Origin of the sequence: Natranaeroarchaeum sulfidigenes (genome assembly GCF_017094485.1) — an archaeon.
GTDB lineage: Archaea > Halobacteriota > Halobacteria > Halobacteriales > Natronoarchaeaceae > Natranaeroarchaeum > Natranaeroarchaeum sulfidigenes.
The window spans coordinates 1,924,351-1,941,296 of sequence record NZ_CP064786.1; the positions used below are offsets into that span (position 1 = coordinate 1,924,351).

Annotated in this window: 16 protein-coding genes; 15 read left to right on the top strand and 1 reads right to left on the bottom strand. The window is 60.4% G+C overall.

Annotated features, from left to right (window positions below; translation table 11 throughout):
• Positions 1-73 precede the first annotated feature (73 nt).
• The 15 genes from AArcS_RS09940 (at position 74) to AArcS_RS10010 (ending at position 15,552) form a co-directional block, all read left to right on the top strand.
• A complete protein-coding gene (locus AArcS_RS09940) occupies positions 74-1,258 on the top strand; it encodes a 5-(carboxyamino)imidazole ribonucleotide synthase (protein ID WP_238477262.1) in 1,185 nt (394 codons plus the stop codon).
• An 83-nt stretch (positions 1,259-1,341) separates the two neighbouring features.
• Positions 1,342-1,983, top strand: coding sequence for an AIR carboxylase family protein (locus AArcS_RS09945; protein ID WP_238477263.1), 642 nt, complete (start codon positions 1,342-1,344; stop codon positions 1,981-1,983).
• A gap of 92 nt (positions 1,984-2,075) precedes the next feature.
• Positions 2,076-2,483, top strand: coding sequence for an NADH-quinone oxidoreductase subunit A (locus AArcS_RS09950; protein WP_238477264.1), 408 nt, complete (start codon positions 2,076-2,078; stop codon positions 2,481-2,483).
• Complete coding sequence (locus AArcS_RS09955) at positions 2,480-3,187, top strand: NADH-quinone oxidoreductase subunit B (RefSeq protein WP_238477265.1); 708 nt, start codon at positions 2,480-2,482, stop codon at positions 3,185-3,187. The genes AArcS_RS09950 and AArcS_RS09955 overlap by 4 nt, the downstream gene beginning before the upstream one ends.
• Entirely contained in the window at positions 3,184-4,866 is a 1,683-nt protein-coding gene (locus AArcS_RS09960; protein WP_238477266.1) for an NADH-quinone oxidoreductase subunit D, read from the top strand. Before AArcS_RS09955 ends, AArcS_RS09960 begins: the two co-directional genes overlap by 4 nt.
• Positions 4,863-5,951, top strand: a complete 1,089-nt coding sequence (locus tag AArcS_RS09965) for a complex I subunit 1/NuoH family protein (RefSeq protein ID WP_238477267.1) — start codon at positions 4,863-4,865, stop codon at positions 5,949-5,951. The genes AArcS_RS09960 and AArcS_RS09965 overlap by 4 nt, the downstream gene beginning before the upstream one ends.
• The gene (locus tag AArcS_RS09970; protein ID WP_238477268.1) at positions 5,948-6,409 is read left to right on the top strand and encodes a NuoI/complex I 23 kDa subunit family protein; all 462 of its coding nucleotides are present in this window, start codon (positions 5,948-5,950) and stop codon (positions 6,407-6,409) included. Before AArcS_RS09965 ends, AArcS_RS09970 begins: the two co-directional genes overlap by 4 nt.
• Positions 6,410-7,079: 670 nt before the next feature.
• Entirely contained in the window at positions 7,080-7,355 is a 276-nt protein-coding gene (locus AArcS_RS09975; protein WP_238477269.1) for an NADH-quinone oxidoreductase subunit J, read from the top strand.
• 29 nt (positions 7,356-7,384) lie between these two features.
• Entirely contained in the window at positions 7,385-7,726 is a 342-nt protein-coding gene (locus tag AArcS_RS09980) for a proton-conducting membrane transporter (RefSeq protein ID WP_238477270.1), read from the top strand.
• The gene (gene nuoK, locus AArcS_RS09985; RefSeq protein WP_238477271.1) at positions 7,723-8,028 is read left to right on the top strand and encodes an NADH-quinone oxidoreductase subunit NuoK; all 306 of its coding nucleotides are present in this window, start codon (positions 7,723-7,725) and stop codon (positions 8,026-8,028) included. Before AArcS_RS09980 ends, nuoK begins: the two co-directional genes overlap by 4 nt.
• 3 nt (positions 8,029-8,031) lie before the next feature.
• Positions 8,032-10,068 (top strand): NADH-quinone oxidoreductase subunit L, encoded by a 2,037-nt coding sequence (gene nuoL / locus AArcS_RS09990; RefSeq protein WP_238477272.1) that lies wholly within the window; start codon positions 8,032-8,034, stop codon positions 10,066-10,068.
• Positions 10,065-11,606: a complex I subunit 4 family protein gene (locus AArcS_RS09995; protein WP_238477273.1), complete on the top strand. Its 1,542-nt coding sequence runs from the start codon at positions 10,065-10,067 to the stop codon at positions 11,604-11,606. Before nuoL ends, AArcS_RS09995 begins: the two co-directional genes overlap by 4 nt.
• Complete coding sequence (locus AArcS_RS10000; RefSeq protein ID WP_238477274.1) at positions 11,606-13,108, top strand: NADH-quinone oxidoreductase subunit N; 1,503 nt, start codon at positions 11,606-11,608, stop codon at positions 13,106-13,108. The genes AArcS_RS09995 and AArcS_RS10000 overlap by 1 nt, the downstream gene beginning before the upstream one ends.
• A gap of 94 nt (positions 13,109-13,202) precedes the next feature.
• A complete protein-coding gene (locus AArcS_RS10005) occupies positions 13,203-14,711 on the top strand; it encodes a DHH family phosphoesterase (RefSeq protein WP_238477275.1) in 1,509 nt (502 codons plus the stop codon).
• Positions 14,712-14,754: 43 nt separating this feature from the next.
• Entirely contained in the window at positions 14,755-15,552 is a 798-nt protein-coding gene (locus AArcS_RS10010; RefSeq protein ID WP_238477276.1) for a CBS domain-containing ParB/RepB/Spo0J family partition protein, read from the top strand.
• A gap of 8 nt (positions 15,553-15,560) precedes the next feature.
• On the opposite strand, the gene AArcS_RS10015 is transcribed toward AArcS_RS10010, so the two are convergent.
• A complete protein-coding gene (locus tag AArcS_RS10015) occupies positions 15,561-16,817 on the bottom strand; it encodes a Glu/Leu/Phe/Val family dehydrogenase (RefSeq protein ID WP_238477277.1) in 1,257 nt (418 codons plus the stop codon).
• Positions 16,818-16,946: the final 129 nt, after the last annotated feature.

Here is a 16,946-nt window from a genome sequence, read left to right on the forward strand (position 1 = left end):
GTACGGCCGAGTTCACCCGGAGATGCCGGAGTTGGTAACGCTTAACCACCGGCAAACAGAATTTCGAGGCAAGATGACACCACCGCTCTCGACGCCCGGCCCAACGCTTGGCGTCGTCGGAGGAGGACAGCTCGGCAGGATGCTCGGCGAGGCTGCCGGGCCGCTGGGGATCGAACTGATCGTCCTGGATCCGACGCCCGAGTGTCCTGCCTCACCGGTCGTCAGGGACCAGATCGTCGGCGAGTTCGACGACGAGGAGGCAGTCAGAGAGCTCGCTGATCGGTCGGACTATCTCACCTTCGAGATCGAACTCGCCGATCCGGACCTGCTCGAACGCCTCGAGACGGCCGCGGACGTCCCGGTCCACCCGTCTCCCGACACGCTTCGGACGATCCAGGACAAGCTCGTCCAGAAGGACACGCTGACCGAGGCTGGGATTCCTGTCCCCGAGTATCGTCCAGTCGACGATGCCGCGGAACTGCGTGCGGCCCTCGACGAGTTCGGGACGCCCGCGATGGTGAAAGCCCGTGAGGGGGGCTACGACGGCCGTGGTAACGTCCCCATCGAGTCCCCCGACGACGCAGAATCCGTGCTCGACTCCATCGCCGGGCCCGCGATGGTCGAGAAGTTCGTCGATTTCGAGCGCGAACTATCCGTGATCGGCGTCAAAGGGGACGAGGAAGTAGCGACGTTCACGACCGGCGAGAACGTCCACCGCGAGGAGATCCTGCGGGAGACGATCGTCCCCGCTCGCGCGTCCGAGGACGTACTGGAGCGCGCGCGGTCGGTTGCCCGGGATGTTCTCGGCCTGATGGACGGCCGGGGCGTCTACGGAATCGAACTCTTTGAAACGGAGGAGGGTGAGATTCTCGTCAATGAGATCGCGCCGCGCCCGCACAACTCCGGCCACTGGACTATCGAGGGCGCGGTTACCTCCCAGTTCGAACAGCACGTCCGGGCGGTCACCGGTCGGCCCCTCGGCTCGACCGAACAGCGTGATCCCACGGTGATGACCAATATTCTGGGCGATGTCGACGAGACTCAGCCTGCCGAACTCCACGGACTCGACGAGATACTTTCGACCCCGCGGGCGGCACTGCACTGGTACGGCAAACGGGATGTTCGCCCGCTCCGGAAGATGGGCCACCTCACGCTAACTGACTCGGGTGTCGATCCTGACGAGCCGGCGGGCAGTCCAGACCAGTTACTCGCACGCGCCCGTGACCTGCGGGACGCCGTGACATTCACCGAGGGCTGATTCGGACAACCCAGTTCACCGTACCGTTGAGCAGCCACACTGATCCAAAACACACATTGGTCCCTTCTCCGTCGCAGTAGGTAATGGTGGACGAAGTCGACGCGTTGATCGAGCAACTGGAGGCACAGGCTGAACAGGACGGCGACCCAGAAACGACGCCGGACGTCGGCATCGTCATGGGAAGTGACTCGGATCTCGACGTGATGGCCGGGAGCGAGGAGGGGCGGGCGGGCGCGTACGACGCCTTCGTCGAGGAACTCGGCTTCGAGGAGCAGACCGACTACGAGAATCCGCCGGAAAGCCGGTATACGTTCGAGACGTTCGTCGTCTCGGCTCATAGAACACCCGAGTTGATGTACGCGTACGCCGAGACCGCGGCCGACCGCGGGATCGACGTCATCATCGCCGGTGCTGGGGGGAAATCCGCGGACCTGCCGAACATGACGGCGTCGATCGCGTACCCGCTCCCGGTGATCGGGGTGCCCGTTCAGGAGAAATCCGTCGACTCGGTGATCGGGATGCCGACTGGTGCGCCGCTGGTCGCCGTCGACGCAGGGAAGTCCTTTAACGCCGCTCTCTCGGCAGCACAGATTCTCTCGCGTGAACACGAAGAACTTCGCGACCGCCTTGTCGAGTATCACGAGCGACTACAGGCGGACGTCGGGGAAGTCTCCCGAGACCTCCACGAACTCGGTACCCCCGGATTTCGTGAACGGTGGGAGTAGCCCGGTGAGAGCGGCAATACCGCGGTAGAACCGCAAGAATCAACCCTTATATGGGTGGGTTCCCAACCCCAGCACGTTACGGAGAATACGGTATGTCATGGATCGCAGTCGGTGCGCTGGCGTTGGTCGCAATCGGGATTCCGCTCGTGATGATGGCGGCATCCTGGTTGCTGCGACCCAGCGTGCCAGAAGACAGTAAACGCGCCACCTACGAGAGCGGTGAGGTTCCGACGGGTGGGACACGCATCCGATTCAACATCCAGTACTACATGGTCGCACTCCTGTTTGTCGTCTTTGACGTCGAGACCGTGCTTCTGTTCCCCTGGGCTGTTGTGTACACGGATGCCATCGAGCTTGTCGGGCTGGCACACGCGCTGGTTCCGATGCTCGTCTTCGTCGGCATCCTCGTCGTCGGACTCGCGTGGGCGTGGCGCAGTGGCGTAGTTGAGTGGGCACGGAGCCCACGCGTACAAGAACGGACCAAACGGATAGAACAATGAGTAGCGATAACCCACGGGACGCGATTGCGGAGAGTACAGCGCCGGTAACAGAGACGCGCGAGGCCCGAACCGGTCCGGGCGCTGACGATCGGTTCAACTCGAAGCTCCGCGAGGCCTTTGGCGCATCGCCGTTCATTCTCACGAAGTTCGACAAGTTCATGAACTGGGTGCGTGGCTCCTCGATGTTCATGCTCCAGTTCGGGATCGCGTGCTGTAGCATCGAGATGATGCACACCTATGCGGTCAAACACGACCTCGATCGGTTCGGCTCCGGCGTTCCGCGTGCTTCGCCACGTCAGGCGGACGTTATCATCGTTCCCGGGACGATCGTCTCGAAGTTCGCCCCGCGGATGAAACGCGTCTATGACCAGATGCCGGAACCGAAGTTCGTGGTCGGGATGGGCTCGTGTACGATCTCCGGCGGCCCGTTCCAGGAAGGATACAACGTCGTCAAGGGTGCGGAGGAGGTCATCCCGGTCGATATTCACATCCCTGGCTGTCCGCCCCGCCCGGAGGCACTCGTCTACGGCGTCGTCAAGCTACAGGAGCGCGTCGCCAACGGCGAGACTGCACCGGTGACGGTCAAACCATACGAGCTCCAGCAGTTCGACGACCTCCCGCGCGACGAGGTCGTCGACAAGCTGGCCGACCAGATCGACGAAGACGATCTCGTCATGCGATACAACTGGGCTGATTCGCCATGAGCAAGCAGGAAAAACCAGTGCCCGCTGACATCGGCGTCGACGACGCTGGCGGTGTCGACTACGACGAACTCGAAGCGCTGCTCGGCGATCTCGTACTCGACCGGGAGGAACATATAAACGCCGAAGGGTTCGTCGTCCGCCCCGACGAAGTACAGGATGCGCTGTTCCGCCTGCGTGATGAGGCCGACTTCGATCACCTCTCTTGTGTCACCGCACAGGAGTACGACGATCGCTTCGAGTCTATCTATCATCTCAAAAAGTTCGACGACCCCACCCAGGAGGTCAACGTCGTCGTGCCGACGACCACCGACAACCCGGTCAGCCAGACCGCAGAACCAGTCTACCGGACGGCGGCGTGGCACGAACGCGAAGCCTACGATCTTGTAGGAATCGAGTACGAGGGCCATCCCGACCTCCGACGTATTCTCCTTCCAGAAACGTGGCAGGGGCATCCACTCCGGGAGAGCTACGATCAGGACAAGCCACAGATCGTCCCGCTCTCCGAACACGCCAACCCGCTGCAGGATGACCACCGTGGCGATGGCGAGCAGGCCGACACAATGTTTCTCAACATCGGTCCGCACCACCCAGCAACCCACGGCGTACTTCACCTGAAAACTGTTCTCGACGGCGAGCAGGTCGCAGATGTCGAGCCCGACATCGGCTATCTCCATCGCTGTGAGGAACAGATGTGCCAGCAGGGAACGTATCGTCATCAGATCATGCCCTATCCCGACCGGTGGGACTACATCTCCTCTGGCCTCCTCAACGAATGGGCGTACGCACGTGCTGCCGAGGATCTGGCGGACCTGGAGGTCCCCGAATACGCACAGATCATCCGCACGATGGGTGCGGAGATGTGCCGGATCGCCTCGCACATGCTCGCGTTGGCGACCTTTGCACTGGACATCAACGGTGATTTCACGGCCACGTTCATGTACGCGATTCAGGATCGCGAGCAGGTCCAGAACCTGCTCGAAGACCTGACCGGCCAGCGTCTGATGTTCAACTATTTCCGACTGGGTGGCGTCGCGTGGGACCTTCCGGAACCGCGTGAGGAGTTCTTTGAGAAGACCCGCGACTTCCTCGACGGGCTACCGGAATCCGTCGCCGAGTATCACAACCTACTGACTAACAACGAAGTTCTTCAGTCCCGAACGATCGAGACCGGTGTTCTCAACCCGGATGTTGCAAAGCAGTACGGTGTGACAGGCCCAGTCGCCCGGGGATCGGGCATCGACTACGATATCCGCCGTGACGACCCGTACGGCTACTACGATGAGCTCGAGTGGGACGTCATCACGGAGGACGGCTGTGACAACTTCGCTCGACTGCTAGTCAGGATGCAGGAGGTCGAGGAGTCCGCAAAGATCATCGACCAGTGCGTCGACTTGCTCGAAGACTGGCCTGAGGAGGATCGGACGATCCAGAGTAACGTACCGCGCACGCTCAAGCCCGACCCTGACACCGAGATCTACCGCGCGGTCGAGGGGGCAAAAGGCGAGCTCGGAATCTACATTCGCGCCGATGGGACGGACAAACCCGGCCGGTTCAAGATCCGGAGTCCGTGTTTCTCCAATCTCCAGGCGCTTCCGGAGATGTCCGAGGGTGGTTACATCGCGGATCTCGTAGCGACGCTTGGTAGCCTCGATATCGTCCTCGGGGAGGTGGATCGATGAACTCGGTTCTGCTGCAGACTGAAGTCCCGTTGATGCCAGACCAGCTCGTCGACCTGCTTGGGCTCGACGCGCTGGGTGTCGCTGGTGACTTCGTCGGTGCACTGATCGGTGCAGTAGTAATCGCGTCGATCATGCTGGCCAACGCCGCGCTCGCCGGGCCGTGGGCGAAGCGAAAGATCACCGCCGCGTTCACCGACCGGATCGCGGTAAACCGGGTCGGGCCGTTTGGACTGTTCATCATCATCGCTGACTCCGTTCGTCTGCTCTCGAAGGAGCTCATTATTCCGGAAGGCGCAGATCGTCCAGCGTACGATATCGGCCCACTGCTGGTCGTGTTATCCGCGCTCGGTGGCTTTGCGGTGATCCCGATGGGATCGCTTGGCCCACTGAACTTCCAGCTTGCTGACCCGGAGATCGGGCTAGTCTACGTGTTCGCGGTCGCCTCGATAGCCAGCCTCGGGCTGGTGATGTGTGGTTACGCTTCGGACAACAAGTACTCGATGCTCGGTGGGCTGCGCGCAGTTGCACAGAACCTCGCCTACGAGATTCCGCTGATCGTCACAGCGATGTCCGTCGTGATCTTTGCAGGGACGCTCCAGCTGTCCGAGATCGTCGCCGCACAGCAGGAGACGCTCGTGACAGTGGCCGGGTTCGCGATCCCGACGTGGTTTGCGTTCGTCAACCCATTCGCATTCGTCCTGTTCCTCGTGGCGAATCTCGCAGAAGTGGGTCGGAACCCCTTCGATACGCCGGAGGCCCCGACCGAGATCGTTGCTGGGTACCAGACCGAGTACTCGTCGGTGTACTTCGTGCTAATCTACCTCGGCGAGTTCGTTCACATCTTCCTCGGCGGTGCGATCGTCGCGGTGGTCTTCCTCGGTGGTCCAGACGGTCCGGTGTTGCCCGGGCTCTTCTGGATGCTCATCAAGATGTGGGCCGTGTTCCTGTTCACCCAGTGGGCACGCTCGGCGATCCCGCGCGTTCGGATCGATCAGCTGATCGAGATCGGCTGGAAGGGACTTCTCGTCCTTTCCTTTGCTAACCTGATCCTCACTGCGGTCATCGTGGGGGTGCTAGCACTATGATCGGAATCATGAAATCAATGGCGACGACGATGAAACACGCGCTCGACGGCAACACGTTCACCGTCGAGTATCCCGACGAAGCTCCCGAAGTGAGTCCGCGATTCCGCGGCGTTCACAAGTTCAGCCAGGAGCGGTGTATCTGGTGTCGACAGTGTGAGAACGTCTGTCCGAACGACACGATTCAGATCGTCACCGACGAACAGCGTCAGGGCGAACAGTACAACCTCCACATCGGCCAGTGTATCTACTGCCGTCTCTGTGAGGAAGTCTGTCCCGTCGACGCCATCCTGCTGACACAGAACTTCGAGTTCACCGGCGACACGAAAGACGACCTCGTGTACAACAAAGAACAGTTGAAGTCCGTTCCGTGGTACAAGGATATCGACCCACTCGCCTCCCGCGAGCCTGACCGGGACGCATGGATCGGTGAGGGCGAAGGCGAAGCGGACTACCAGTAAGACGACGAGCGCCAGCGGCGCGAGTCGGTTTTTTTGCCCAGATCTTGTGGCTGAGTGGTGGCTGAGCGAAGCAAAGCCATCACGAAGCGAGAAAAGGTGGTGGTCGGAAGGTGAAAGCGAAGCGGAGTAGCGGTAGCTGACCGGCCACGAGGGAAGTGAGCGGTGAGTCTTTGCCCGACCGGAAAAAAGCCTTCCGAGCCTTGCTTTGCGAAGCACGACCGATGTTGGGTGAGTGGCCGCCGGCCGAGCGCGATATGATTACCGTATTGTTGGTGTGGTCCAAGGCAACCGTCGCGGGCAGTGATGCTCCGATAGGACTCGTCTGCGAGCGGCCACTCATCGATGGTCGGAATCTACGCCTGGCCCGTTTGTCGTCACGGCGAACTCGGTATCCTCGTCAGCGCGGGTGGTTGCTGGTGAGCCAACACAGTTCTCTGCGGAGTAATGATCTCCGACAGCAACGAGCGTCGGAGTTTACACACCGTGCGAGTATTGTCAATCTACTGCTAGATCCCCTACATATCCAGCGCGGTTGTAAGCGTTCCGAGAGTAGTGTCATGGTAACCCATCCCACGTATTGATCTGTCGTATATAAACCAGTCGGCAAATACGTCGCTCTGACGGAACAGTCTCGAAATCTTCAAAGGGTATCCACGTAGAAGGGATACTAATGGCACTTGAATACATCGCGTTCGCGCTGTTTGCATTCGTTACGCTGGCGAGCAGCGCCGGGGCCGTGCTGGCACGGGACGTCTGGCACGCCGCACTTCTGCTCGGCGTCGCGCTGACCAGCGTCGCGGCGCACTACGTGATGCTGCAAGCGGAGTTCCTTGCAGTGATCCAGATACTCGTCTACATCGGCGGGGTTCTGGTCCTCATCACGTTCGGCGTGATGCTGACACGTGGCGACGAAAGAACTGAGGGGGTGACTCAGCATGGTAGCTGAGCGCCGGAACACGGTTACGGGGGGCATTCATGAGTAGCTCAAGCTTCCGTATCGGCCGGCATCTGCTGCCGGGCGTCATCGCCGTCGCACTGTTTGGCGTGATGGCTGCCGTCTTCCTCACTGCATCGATCGGCGAACCGGCTGGGTTCGGGGATGCATCGGTGATCGAAAGCATCGGCTTTTCCCTACTGGATATCACGGATGCTAATGGAACGGTACCAACCGAAGGATTCCTCGCGGCGTTCATTCTGATCGCGTTCGCACTCGACGCGGCACTCGATGGATCGATCATGCTGGCCCGTCGTGAAGACGAGGACATGGCGGATCTCCGTCCCGACGGGAACGACCGACGAAAAGGTGGTGACGAATGACGGTCCCAATCGAGTTCTATCTCCTCCTCTCGGCAGGGATGTTCTGTATCGGACTGTTCGGCGTCCTGACTCGCCGGAACGCGATCATGTTTCTCATCTCCGTCGAGCTCATGCTTAATGCAGCGAACATCAACCTCATTGCGTTCGCATTCTTTTACGGGAACGTCACCGGGCAGGTGTTCGCACTGTTCGCGATCGGGCTGGCGGCCGCCGAAGTCGCGATCGGAATCGGAATTATCCTGGTACTGGTCCGGAACTACGGCGATCTGGACGTCGAGAACGCAACAACGATGAGGTGGTAATAGATGGCGATATTCGAACTTTCACCGGCGATCGCGTTGCTTCCCCTCGTATCGTTCCTGCTCGCGCTCACCGCGGGCAAGTATATGCCCAAGAAGGGTGCGATCGGTGGAATCGTCGCCACCGGAGGCTCCTTGCTCCTGTCGATCTGGGCGCTGGTCGCTGTCGCTGGCGGGCAACAGCATCAGGAAACGTACTGGGTGTGGACCGACTCCGCGCCGGTCGAGTTGACCTTCGGGATCCTGATCGATCCCCTCTCGGCCCTGATGCTCGTGATCGTGTCGCTGGTCGCCTTCCTCGTTCATATCTTCAGTCTCGGCTACATGAACGCCGAGGGCGAGACCGGCCTACCTCGGTACTACGCCGAGCTCGGCCTCTTTACATTCAGCATGCTCGCGTTCGTCTACGCGGACAACTTGCTGATGGCGTTTATGTTCTTCGAGCTCGTCGGTCTCTGTTCGTATCTGCTGATCGGCTTCTGGTTCCGTACCGAGAGCGCGCCAAGCGCCGCCAAGAAGGCGTTCCTGGTGACCCGCTTTGGGGACTACTTCTTCCTCATCGGTGTGGTCGGGATCATCGCGACCTTCGGCACCTCACAGTTCGTCTCCGCAGGCGGCATGGAGTCATTTGTCTCAGTCGCGGAAGCGGGCGACTTCTGGACCCCTGGTGGACTCAGCGAGAGCCAGTGGATCACCGGGCTTGCACTGCTTGTGCTCGGTGGTGTGATCGGCAAGTCCGCACAGTTCCCGCTGCACACCTGGTTGCCTGACGCAATGGAAGGTCCGACAACGGTATCCGCGCTCATCCACGCCGCGACGATGGTCGCAGCCGGTGTCTACCTCGTTGCACGGATGTTCGGCTTCTACGCGCTCAGTCCAACCGCGCTCGGAATCGTCGCCTTCGTCGGGGCCTTTACAGCCCTGTTCGCGGCGACGATGGGCTGTGTGAAAAACGACGTCAAGCAGGTACTTGCGTACTCGACGATCAGCCAGTACGGGTACATGATGCTCGGGCTGGGCGTTGGCGGGTACGTCGCTGGCGTCTTCCACCTGATGAACCACGCCTTCTTCAAGGCGCTGCTGTTCCTCGGTGCGGGTGCAGTCATCATTCTGATGCATCACGAACAGGATATGTGGAAGATGGGCGGTCTCAAAGACAAAGCGCCCGTCACCTACTATACGTTCCTCGCGGGCGCGCTCGCGCTCGCAGGGATCATCCCGTTCTCGGGCTTCTGGTCGAAGGACGAGATCCTCTACGATGCGGTCATTCTCGGCCTGAACGACCCCGTCTTCCTGCTTGCGTACGCGATGGGGTTGACGGCAGTGTTCTTTACCGGCTTCTACACCTTCCGGATGGTCTTCCTCACCTTCCACGGTGAACCACGCTCGGACCACGCGGAGGATCCCCATCCGGTTGGCTGGAGCGTCAAGATGCCGTTGATCACGCTCGGTGGACTGGCAACAGTCGCTGGCGTCGCCAACCTCGCACCGGTCGAGAAGCTAGTCCCGGGTGTCGACAACACGACGTTCCTCGCCGACTGGCTCAACGGGGGCACCGAAGGCAGTTCGATCGGCGGCTTCGAGGCGCTGACATACGACGCCTACACCGCAGCCGCAGACCTCGATACGACGCTCATTGCAGACTCCGAGCAGGTCACCGTCCTGATCGCCGGTGCGCTCGCGCTCGGTCTCGCGCTCGCCGGTGCCGGACTCGCCTACTACCTGTACAACGTCCCCCGGCCCGAACCTCACGTCGAGAACCTCGGATCGGTACGCGACGTCCTGTACAGCAACTACTACCTCGACGAGTTCCAGGTCGCACTTGCCGAGCGTGTGACCATGCCCGTCGCCCGTGCTGCAAACACGTTCGACCAGAGCGTCATCGACGGAGTCGTCAACAGTTCGGGGAGCGTAAGTCTCTTCGGCGGCGACCGCATCCGGCGCGTCCAGACCGGTGTCGTCACTGAGTACGCAGCGATGCTTGCTCTGGCACTCGTCTTGCTTCTCGTTGCCTTCGGACTCCACGGAGGGTGGTTACTATGATGATTGAAGCGCTCATTGCAGTCTGTCTGATCGGCTCGCTGGCCGTGCTCGCGGCCCCGAACAAGTACGCTGGTAAACTGGCCTTCGGCGTCAGTCTGTTGCCGGTTGTCGGGAGCCTCTGGATGTACAGCGCGTTCGATGCGAGCGGCAACGCCCTGCTGGCCGATCCCGCGGACATCGCCTTCTACACGCGTGAGACGTGGATCGAGCTCGGTGGACTCTACACGATCGACTGGCACGTCGGCCTGGACGGGATCAGCCTACCGCTGGTCGTCCTGACGACGATCCTGACATCGCTCGCCATCGTCAGCGCGTGGACGCCGATCGACGAACGTCAGTCCCAGTTCTACGGGCTCGTCCTGTTCCTGGAGGCGGCGTTGATCGGCGTCTTCGCTGCGCTCGATTTCTTCCTCTGGTTCGTCTTCTGGGAGGCCGTACTGATCCCGATGTACTTCCTGATCGGCGTCTGGGGCGGCTCCCGCCGCAAGTACGCCGCGATCAAGATGTTCATCTACACCAACGTCGCGTCGCTGGTGATGTTCATCGGCTTCGTGGCGCTCGTCTTCGGCCTCGGGCTGGACACGTTCAACCTCGCCGATACCGCACAGGCGCTCGTACTGGACGGCGCTGAACCCGACGCCGCGCCGTGGATCGATGCGAACACCCTGAAGGTCTTCGCATTCTTCGCAATGTTCGCCGGGTTCGCGGTGAAGGTGCCCGTCGTTCCGGTCCACACGTGGCTGCCCGACGCTCACGTCGAAGCGCCGACGCCGGTGTCGGTGCTGCTGGCTGGCGTCCTGCTGAAGATGGGCACCTACGCCCTGCTCCGGTTCAACTTCACGATGCTACCGGACGTCGCGACTGACTTCGCGGTCCTGATCGCGGTCTTCGCCGTGGTCTCGGTGATCTACGGCGCGATGCTCGCGCTCGCCCAGCAGGACCTCAAGCGTATCGTCGCGTACTCCTCGGTGTCCTCGATGGGCTATGTGATCCTCGGCCTGATCGCGTACACCGTCTACGGTGTCGGTGGCGCGACCTTCCAGATGATCAGCCACGGGCTGATCTCCGGGCTGATGTTCATGGCGGTCGGCGTCATCTACAACGCTACGCACACGCGGATGGTCACCGACATGTCCGGTATGGCTGATAAGATGCCGGTCGTCGTCGGTATCTTCATCGCCGGTGCGTTCGGCTACATGGGGCTACCGCTGATGAGCGGCTTTGCAGCCGAGTTCTTCATCTTCCTCGGCTCCTTTGGCGCGGTCGACGCTATCGGCTCGCTCGCGCCGCTGTTCACGGCGCTGGCGATGTTCGGGATCGTCATCGTTGCGGGCTACCTGCTGTACGCCATGCAGCGCACGCTCTTTGGACCGTACCACCTCGATACGGAGTACGAGGTCGAGCGTGCACCGATCCACGATGTCCTGCCGCTGTTCGTCCTGCTCGGCCTGATCATCCTGCTCGGCGTCGCGCCGGACCTGATCTTCGAGATGATCACCGATGCGGTCGACCCGATCCTTCCCGGAGGTGATAGCTAATGGCTGAATTCGGCGTACTCGACGTGACTACCTACGAGGCGCTCGCACCGCTACTGATCCTCGCAGCAACGGCGTTACTGGCGTTCGTAATCGATAGTATCGATCCCGACTCGACGAGTCACGAGTTGATTGCGGGGACCGCGGTGGGCGGGACCTTGGTCGCGCTCGCGTTCACTGCGTGGTATCTGCTCGACGGCGTCGGCGAGACGCAGTTCCTGCTGTTCGAGTCTGCGCTCGTCGTCGACGAGATGGCGCTGTTTATCACCTTCGTGGTCCTCAGCGTCACTTCTCTGGTGCTGATCGGTAGTTACGATTACGTCGACGATCTGCACCACCGTGGCGAGTACTACTCGCTGGTGTTGCTCGCGGCGACCGGGATGGTCACGATGGCGATGGCAAACAGCCTCGTCACCGTCTTCATCGCGCTCGAGCTCGCGAGCCTGCCGTCGTACGCGCTGGTCGCGTACCTCAAGCACAACCGCAGTAGCGTCGAGGCGGGGCTGAAGTACTTCCTGATCGGTGCGGTCTCCTCGGCGATCTTCCTGTACGGTATCAGCCTCGTCTACGCCGCAACGGGCTCGCTGCTGATCCCCGAAATCGCGGGCTCACTCGACAACGTTCTCGACGAGGGAATCCTCGGCATCGGTATCCTGCTGATGATCGGTGGTGTTGCCTACAAGACGGCCTCCGTCCCGTTCCACTTCTGGGCACCCGAAGCGTACGAGGGCGCACCGGCACCGATCAGCGCGTTCCTCTCGTCAGCGTCGAAAGCCGCAGGGTTCGTGATCGCGTTCCGCATCTTCGTCGATGCGTTCCCGATCGCGGCGATGGTCGATCTGGGTATCGAGTGGATGATTGTCTTCCAGGTGCTGGCCGTGGTAACGATGATCCTCGGTAACCTCGCCGCTGCAGTCCAGAACAACGTCAAGCGAATGCTGGCGTACTCTTCGATCGGACACGCTGGCTACGCGCTGATCGGACTCGCGGCGCTGTCGAACACCGGTGGCGCGAACGAACTCGTGCTCGGCGGTGCGATGATGCACCTGTTCGTCTACGGCTTCATGAACACCGGCGCGTTCCTGTTCCTGGCGATGACCGAGCACTGGGAGATCGGACGCACCTTCGAGGATTTCAACGGCCTCGCGACGCAGGCACCGATCGCCTCGGTCGCGATGTCGGTGTTCCTTGTGAACCTCGCTGGATTGCCCCTCGGCGGTGGCTTCTGGAGCAAGTACGTCCTCTTTGCGGGTGCAGTGAACAACGGCTTCGTCTGGCTCGCCGCGATCGGTGCGGCCGCCAGCGCGCTCTCGCTGTACTACTACGCAAAGCTGATGAAGGCCATGTGGCTCGAAAAGCCGGCCGACGACCTTTCGCTCCCGGACACGCCAACTGGGCTGTACGTCGCTATCATCACCGCGGCCGTCGTCACGGTTGCGCTGCTTGCGGCTTTCGGTCCCGTCGCTGACACGGCCGTCAACGCCGCCGCGTCGCTGTTGGCCTGAGATCGGCAACTCGGGCGTTCTCCGCCCGCGTCTGACGTTGTTTCCACGGATCGAAGACGGTAGCTTTTACTCCGACGGATCGGTATAGATCGGTATGGTTTCCCGGCTACTGCTGGGCTGTGGGACGGTCGGCCAGACACTGGCCAGCCGTATCGCCGGGAAGGATGGCTGTCTACAGGTAATCGCGGACGATCCAGATCGCATCGATGCGCTTCGGGATTCGGATAGAAGTGTGACGGAAGGAGATCCGACGGACCCCGAGTTGCTCGCGGAGGTAAAAGCGACTGCCGACGTTGTCATCATTGCCGATGACGACCCAAAGCGCAACGTCCAGATGGCGAAGACAGCACGCGACGTCTATCCCAATGCCTTTTTCCTCGCGTATTCCGGAACAGGTCCAACCGAGGGCGAACTGTCGACGCTGCGTGAACTCACGGACCGTCTGATAGAGCCGAGCACAGAACTCGCAGGTCACGTGCTCAGGTTCGTTACGGGTCCGGAAGCGACGCGCTCGCGTCGATTGCGATCGACGTTACAGAGCATCGACGGGCGACTCGCCGTGATCACCCACGACAATCCGGATCCGGACGCGATCGGGAGTGCAGTAGCGCTCACTCGCCTGGCGGAGCATGTCGGGGTCGATGCCGTCCCATGTCATTATGGTAGTATAAACCACCAGGAAAACCAGGCGATGGTGAACTTGCTCGATATCGACCTTCGCCAGCTAGACCCCGACGATCCGGGGGAACTGGGCGAGTTTTCGGGATTCGCACTCGTCGATCACAGCAGGCCGGGTATCAACGATCAGCTTCCGAAAGAACTGGCGATCGATATTGTCATCGATCATCATCCACCTCGAGGTCCGGTCGACGGCCGATTCGTCGATATTCGTAGCGATGCTGGGGCAACGTGTACCTTGCTGGCCGATTATTTTTCGCAGTTCGATCTGGATCTCGACGAGACAGTTGCAAGCGCATTGCTGTATGGCATTCGCATCGATACCGACGACTTCGAGCGTGAAGTATCAGACCTCGACTTCCGGGCGGCAAGTGAGTTGATCGAACACGCCAATACGTCCCTGCTCGAACGAGTCGAATCGCCAAGCGTGTCCGGAGAGACACTTGATACCGTTGCACGGGCCATCGAGAACCGGCAAATCGACGGATCGATACTGACGACGAGCGTCGGCGAAATATCGGATCGTGACTCACTTGCCCAGGCGTCAGATCAGTTGCTCGAGATGGACGGCGTCTCCGCGACGCTTGTCTGGGGGGTTATCGATGATACGATTTACGTCTCGGCCCGATCACGCGGCGGCGGACTTGATCTCGGTGAGACCTTGCGACAGGCGTTCAACCGAATTGGCAGCGCCGGGGGCCATTCGGATATGGCGGGAGCCCAGATTCCAATTGGCGTACTCGGGGCCGTCGAAGATACCGACGAGACGAGAGAGTCAGTCGTCGAGGACGTCGTCAGAGACCGTTTTTTCGAGGCCTTACACGAGCGCCCCTTCGACCTGCCCGACGAGTACGTTGACGAGGTCTCGGAGTTCGAGTTTCCGCTGCTTTCCGCTAATAGCACCTCCCCGACCGGGGACCGGTAGTTCCAAGACAGAGTTTTTGTCGCTCGTGACTCCATAGTGTAGTATGGACGTGAGCGGAGTCAGTGGATCGGCACAGGTCAGAGAGTACATGACCCGGGACGTGGAGACGGTTGCACCGGACGATACCGTCGCGGAAGTGGCCCGGAAGATAGCCGGCACTGACGAGCATAATGGGTTCCCGGTCTGTGAACGCAGACGTGTTGAGGGCTTTGTTAGCGCGCGTGACCTGTTGTTGGTAGAGGACTCCACGCCGATCTTTCAGGTGATGACGACCGACCTGATCGTCGCCCACCCGGACATGAAGGTCACGGATGCCGCTCGCGTAATCTTGCGATCGGGGATTCAGAAGTTGCCGGTCGTCGACGACGCGGGACATCTCGTCGGAATTATCAGTAATACGGATGTGATTCGCAGCCAGATCGAACGAGCGACTCCCGAGAAGGTCGGCAAGTTGCTCAGAACCCTGGAGAACATTCATGGTGTCAAACTCCGTCAAGAACGACGGACGGTCCCGTTGGGAAACCTCATGCCAACCCAATCGAAGGTCTATGCAGACGAGCTAAAAGGACGACAGTACGAACTGGAACACGGGCTGGCGGAACCGCTGGTCGTCATCGACAATGGTGGAGAGTATCTACTGGCAGACGGGCATCACCGCGTCCTTGCAGCCGATCAACTCGGGGTCGAAGAGATGGACGCCTACGTTATCGTCATCGATCAGATGCTCGACCTGGGTATGCAACAGACAGCGGAGAACGATGAGCTCGATGGACTCGACGATGTCGAAGTGGTCGATTACGCACGACATCCACTCGTAGAAACGGTAGAGCGCCTACAATAGATCCTTTCTCAGGGCCAGACGCCGCCTTCCTCGAAGGCGGTAGCGACGCGCTGGATCGAGACGACATAGGCCGCAACGCGAAGGCTTGGCAGGTCGTGGTCCTCGTATGCCTCGATGAGCGTGTCGAACGAGTCGACGATGATCTCATCTAGCTGCTCGTTGACGCGCTCTTCGGACCAGTAGAATCGCTGGCGGTTCTGGACCCACTCGAAGTAGCTGACGGTGACGCCACCAGCGTTCGCCAGAATGTCCGGGACTACGATGACGTCTTTGTTTTCGAGAACGGCATCGCCCTGTGGAGTGATGGGGCCGTTCGCTGCTTCGGAGATGACATCCGCTTTGATATCTCGGGCGATGGATTCGTCGATGGCGTTTTCCAGCGCGGCTGGAATCAGCAAGTCGACATCGAGCGTCAGGAGCTCGTCGTTCGTGAGCTCTTCATCGGCGTCCCCGAACCCGACAACGCTACCGGTCTCGTTTTTGTGGTCCTTTGCGGCGACGGGATCGAAGCCCTCGGCGTTGTAGATACCGCCACTGGAGTCGCTGACGGCGACGACAGATGCGCCCATCTCGTCGATGAGTTTTGCGGCGATCCAGCCGGCGTTTCCGTAGCCTTGCACGGCGACGGTAGCGCCGTCGAGGTCCTTGTCCAGATAGTCAAACGCCTCACGGGCCGCGACGACGGTCGATCGACCGGTCGCCTCGACGCGCCCTTCACTCCCGCCGCTGGAGATGTCCTTGCCGGTGATGACGCCGGGTTCGGTCGTGTTTTCGAGCGTCTCGTAGGTGTCTTTGATCCAGTTCATCTCCCGCTGACCGGTGTTGACGTCCGGTGCGGGGATATCCAGATCCTCCCCGATCATCGGTCGGAGTTCGCGGGCGAACGACCGCGTGATCCGCTCGAGTTCGGATTCGGAGTACTCTGACGGATCGATGATAATGCCGCCTTTACCGCCACCGAATGGTATTCCAACGGTCGCACACTTGTACACCATCCACCCGGAGAGCGCCTTGACCTCGTCCCGGGTGACGTTTGGATGGTATCGAATACCGCCTTTGTACGGCCCACGGTCGCCGTTGAACTGGGAGCGAAACGCAGTGAACGTCTCGATGGAACCGTCGTCCATCTCGACGGAAAGGTTCGTCTCCAGTACACGCTCGGGCTGTTTGAGCCGTGCAAGGACGTCGTCATCGATATCGATGAACGCTCCAGCATCATCGATCTGTTCTTGCAGGCTTTCGAACGGATTGACACCATCAGACATACCCGAGCTTTTTCTCACCGGTAGTTTAAGTGTAGCGATATTCAAAGAGACTGAAAGGCATTAAACAAGTCCAATGACTGTTTAAACGTAAATATAGAACGTGATAGATGTCGTAAAAGTGAACGCAAA

Bases quoted from the DNA above. Each gene is read 5' to 3' on its own strand.
- AArcS_RS10000 (WP_238477274.1), top strand. From the start codon at position 11,606: ATGGCTGAATTCGGCGTACTCGACGTGACTACCTACGAGGCGCTCGCA.
- AArcS_RS10010 (WP_238477276.1), top strand. From the start codon at position 14,755: ATGGACGTGAGCGGAGTCAGTGGATCGGCACAGGTCAGAGAGTACATG.
- AArcS_RS09940 (WP_238477262.1), top strand. From the start codon at position 74: ATGACACCACCGCTCTCGACGCCCGGCCCAACGCTTGGCGTCGTCGGA.
- AArcS_RS09960 (WP_238477266.1), top strand. From the start codon at position 3,184: ATGAGCAAGCAGGAAAAACCAGTGCCCGCTGACATCGGCGTCGACGAC.
- AArcS_RS09975 (WP_238477269.1), top strand. From the start codon at position 7,080: ATGGCACTTGAATACATCGCGTTCGCGCTGTTTGCATTCGTTACGCTG.
- AArcS_RS09955 (WP_238477265.1), top strand. From the start codon at position 2,480: ATGAGTAGCGATAACCCACGGGACGCGATTGCGGAGAGTACAGCGCCG.
- AArcS_RS09950 (WP_238477264.1), top strand. From the start codon at position 2,076: ATGTCATGGATCGCAGTCGGTGCGCTGGCGTTGGTCGCAATCGGGATT.
- AArcS_RS09970 (WP_238477268.1), top strand. From the start codon at position 5,948: ATGATCGGAATCATGAAATCAATGGCGACGACGATGAAACACGCGCTC.
- AArcS_RS09995 (WP_238477273.1), top strand. From the start codon at position 10,065: ATGATGATTGAAGCGCTCATTGCAGTCTGTCTGATCGGCTCGCTGGCC.
- AArcS_RS10015 (WP_238477277.1), bottom strand. From the start codon at position 16,817: ATGTCTGATGGTGTCAATCCGTTCGAAAGCCTGCAAGAACAGATCGAT.
- AArcS_RS09965 (WP_238477267.1), top strand. From the start codon at position 4,863: ATGAACTCGGTTCTGCTGCAGACTGAAGTCCCGTTGATGCCAGACCAG.
- AArcS_RS09945 (WP_238477263.1), top strand. From the start codon at position 1,342: ATGGTGGACGAAGTCGACGCGTTGATCGAGCAACTGGAGGCACAGGCT.
- AArcS_RS10005 (WP_238477275.1), top strand. From the start codon at position 13,203: ATGGTTTCCCGGCTACTGCTGGGCTGTGGGACGGTCGGCCAGACACTG.
- nuoL (WP_238477272.1), top strand. From the start codon at position 8,032: ATGGCGATATTCGAACTTTCACCGGCGATCGCGTTGCTTCCCCTCGTA.
- nuoK (WP_238477271.1), top strand. From the start codon at position 7,723: ATGACGGTCCCAATCGAGTTCTATCTCCTCCTCTCGGCAGGGATGTTC.
- AArcS_RS09980 (WP_238477270.1), top strand. From the start codon at position 7,385: ATGAGTAGCTCAAGCTTCCGTATCGGCCGGCATCTGCTGCCGGGCGTC.